3 protein-coding genes are annotated in these 3,112 nt (G+C 68.3%); 1 reads left to right on the top strand and 2 read right to left on the bottom strand.

The window, feature by feature from the left end; all coding sequences use genetic code 11:
* A partial coding sequence (locus tag ABDV68_RS18665) for an ABC transporter permease (RefSeq protein WP_343521595.1) occupies positions 1-744 on the top strand: 744 nt, incomplete at its 5' end.
* 3 nt (positions 745-747) lie between these two features.
* Here ABDV68_RS18665 and ABDV68_RS18660 read toward each other — a convergent pair.
* Entirely contained in the window at positions 748-1,974 is a 1,227-nt protein-coding gene (locus ABDV68_RS18660; protein WP_343521594.1) for a hypothetical protein, read from the bottom strand.
* Positions 1,971-3,112, bottom strand: a 1,142-nt coding sequence (locus ABDV68_RS18655) for a DUF885 domain-containing protein (protein WP_343521593.1), incomplete at its 5' end; no start/stop codon positions are given. The genes ABDV68_RS18655 and ABDV68_RS18660, both read right to left, overlap by 4 nt.

Genomic DNA, 3,112 nt, shown 5'->3' with positions numbered 1-3,112 from the left:
CTGCTTCCGATCCTCGCGATCGTGCCGATGTCGTTCAATCCGACCAGCTTCCTGGTCTTCCCGGAGGGCGGCCTGTCGCTGCGCTGGTACTGGATGCTCGCGCAATCCCCCGACTGGACCCGCGCCTTCGTCAACAGCCTGGTCATCGCCGCCGCGACCACGGCGATCGCGACTCCGCTCGGCACCCTCGCCGCCATTGGATTGGTCAACCTCAAGTCGCGCGCGCGCCCGCTGGTGGTCGCGTTGCTGGGCGCGCCTTTGGTGGTGCCGGTGATCGTCGTCGCGATCGCCTTCTACTTCCTGTTCGCCCCGCTCGGACTGACCAACAGCTTTGTCGGTCTGGTCGTCGCGCACACCGTGCTCGCCGCGCCGTTCGTGGTGATCGTGGTCGCCGCCTCGCTCCATGGCTTCGACGGTTCGCTGCTGCGCGCGGGAGCCAGCCTCGGCGCGCCGCCGGCGACGGTGCTGTTCCGCGTGCTGCTGCCGCTGATCGCGCCGGGCGTCGCCGCCGGCGCGGTGTTCGCCTTCATGACCTCGTTCGACGAGACCGTCGTCACCCTCTTCCTCGCCGGGCCCGAGCAGCGCACCCTTCCGATTCAGATGTTCGAGGGCGTGCGCGAGCAGATCAGCCCGGCAATCACCGCCGCCGCGACCTTGCTGGTCGTCGCCTCGACCCTGTTGCTGGGAAGCGCCGAGCTGCTGCGCCGGCGAGCGGAGCGGCTCTACGGACCGCCCGCGCGCTGAACCTCAAGCGGCATGCAACGCCGCCTCGAACTCCCGCGCGGCATCGCCGCCGCCAATCGCGGTCAGGTGCTTGAGGAAGATCGCGGTGGTGTGGACCGGCTCATGTGCCATCGTCGTCATCAGCCGATCCATCGCCTGCCGCCCGATCCGGCGCTCCAGATCCACCAGCAGCACCGGCCCCTTGGCATAGAGCTGGGCCCGATTGGGCCGGCCATGTCCCATCACCGGGCCGGCAGTCGCCGCAGCCTTACGCAGCTCGGCAAGCGCCTTCTCGGCCTCCGCCGCGCCGAACGCCGCCTCACGATAGCGCTGCGCCATGTAGGACGCGGTCGATTCGACCAGCCAGAAATCGTCAGTCAGCGGGCTGGCGAGCATCCACCAGGCGTGCGCGATCTCGTGCGCGACATGGCCGGCCGGGTTGGTCTCGGCGACATCGGGCGCGCTGCGGCCGCCTTCGGACACGACGGTATAGGCGGTGCGCGCATAGCCCATCGACTTGGGCCGCCAGACCTGCGCGATCCGCACCTTGCGCGGCAGCGGCCCGAACATCGCTTCGAAATAGCGCGCCGCGCCCTCGGCATGCTTGGCGTAGAAGCCCGACAGCCGCGTATCGAGATCGCGGGCGTAGAATTCGACGCCGTGCGCGTCGGCGCGCTTCAGCCCGCGCATCGCCACCAGCGGCAGATCGATGTCGACAAAGTCGCGGTGGATGCGCGCGCCCGTCCGGGTTCGTGTCACCTCGCCCTGCGCGACCACCACCAGATCGGGGGAGAGGCCGTCGATTGCGGCATCGACGGTGAAGCGGGTCTGGATGTCGGCGCCGACCGGGAACCACATATGGTCGATGAACAGCTCATAGCCTTCCGGCCGGATCGGCGGGTTGCCGCTGTCGTTGGCCGTCGCGATCGGACCGGCATAGCGGAAGCGCAGCTTGCGTGGCTGGGCGCTCGGCCGGTCGAAGCGGAAGCTGTATTTGATCAGGTCGGGCATCGGCGAGGCAGACGGCTCGCGCGTCATCGTGACGCCGCGCGGCAATTTCATCGGCTCGAGCGTGAAGCGCTTCGAGAGCAGGAAAGCCTTCTCCGGGACCGCCTCGGTCAGTGTCACGGTGACGTCGGCACGCAATGCGCCCTTGGGATCGAACTGCGCCTTCACCTCATAGTGCGGCGCTTCGGCATGCGCCGCGCTCGCGAGCAGCAGCGCCGTCAGGCTCACGGGAAGCCGCGTCATGTCCGGCTCCCTCCGCGCGCGATCCACTCGTCGATCTGTTCCTCCAGGATCGGCAGCGGCAACGGCCCGTTGCCCAGGACGGTGTCGTGGAAACCGCGGATGTCGAACTTCGTGCCGAGCCTCGACCGCGCCCGTTCGCGTAGCTCGAGGATCTTGCGCATCCCGACATAGTAGGAGCAGGCCTGGCCGGGGAGGACGATGTAGCGGTCGATCTCGCGCTGATTGTCGTAGTGGCTGCTCGGCATGTTCGCATCCATGTAGGCGACCGCGCGCTCACGGCTCCAGCGCTTGGCGTGGATGCCGGTGTCGACCACCAGCCGGCACGCGCGCATCAGCTCGAGCGAGAGGCGGCCGAAATCGTCATAGGGATCGGCATAGAGCCCGAGTTCCTTGGGCAGCCGCTCCGAATAGAGCCCCCAACCCTCGCTGAACGCGGTGACGCCGCCGAAGCGCCGGAACTTGGGCAATCCGGCCATGTCGTGCGCGACGCAGGTCTCGATGTGATGGCCGGGAATCGCCTCGTGGTACAGCGTCGCGGCGAGCTGCCATTTGGGCTGCGCCTTCATGTCGTAGAGGTTGATGTAGAACACCCCCGGTCGCGATCCGTCCTGCGGCGGATTCTGGTAGAAGGCCTTGGCCGCCGACCGCTCGCGCCAGGCCTCGACCGGACGAACCACCACCGGCGCCTTGGGGATGATCGTGAACATCTCCCCCTGCCGTCCGCGAATCTCGGCGAGCAGCCGCTCGGCGTCGGCGACATAGGCGGCCTTGCCGGCATCGGTCTGCGGATAGAAGAAGCGCGAATCGGTGCGGACATGCTCGAAAAAGGCCTGGAGCGTTCCGGCGAAGCCGACCTTGCGCATGATCGCGCTCATCTCGCGATGGATGCGCGCGACCTGCGCGACTCCCAGGTCGTGGATCGCTTCCGCGGTGAGCGGCAGCGAGGTGTAGCTCTGCAATTGCTGGCGGTAATAGGCGTCGCCGCGCGGCAGCTTCCATACCCCGTCGCGGGTGTCCGCCCGCGCCTCGGCGGCACGCAAATGCGCGATCAGCTTGCGGTAGCCGGCAGCGAACGGCCCACTCAGGCCGGCCCGCGCGCGCGCGACCAGCGCATCGGCATCGGCGATGTTCGCCTTGG

The organism is Sphingomonas sp., assembly GCF_039595165.1.
GTDB lineage: Bacteria > Pseudomonadota > Alphaproteobacteria > Sphingomonadales > Sphingomonadaceae > Sphingomonas.
This window is presented reverse-complemented; position numbering and strand designations above follow the sequence as displayed.

Coding starts and splice junctions, on each gene's coding strand:
- ABDV68_RS18660 (WP_343521594.1), bottom strand. CDS start 1,974: ATGACGCGGCTTCCCGTGAGCCTGACGGCGCTGCTGCTCGCGAGCGCG.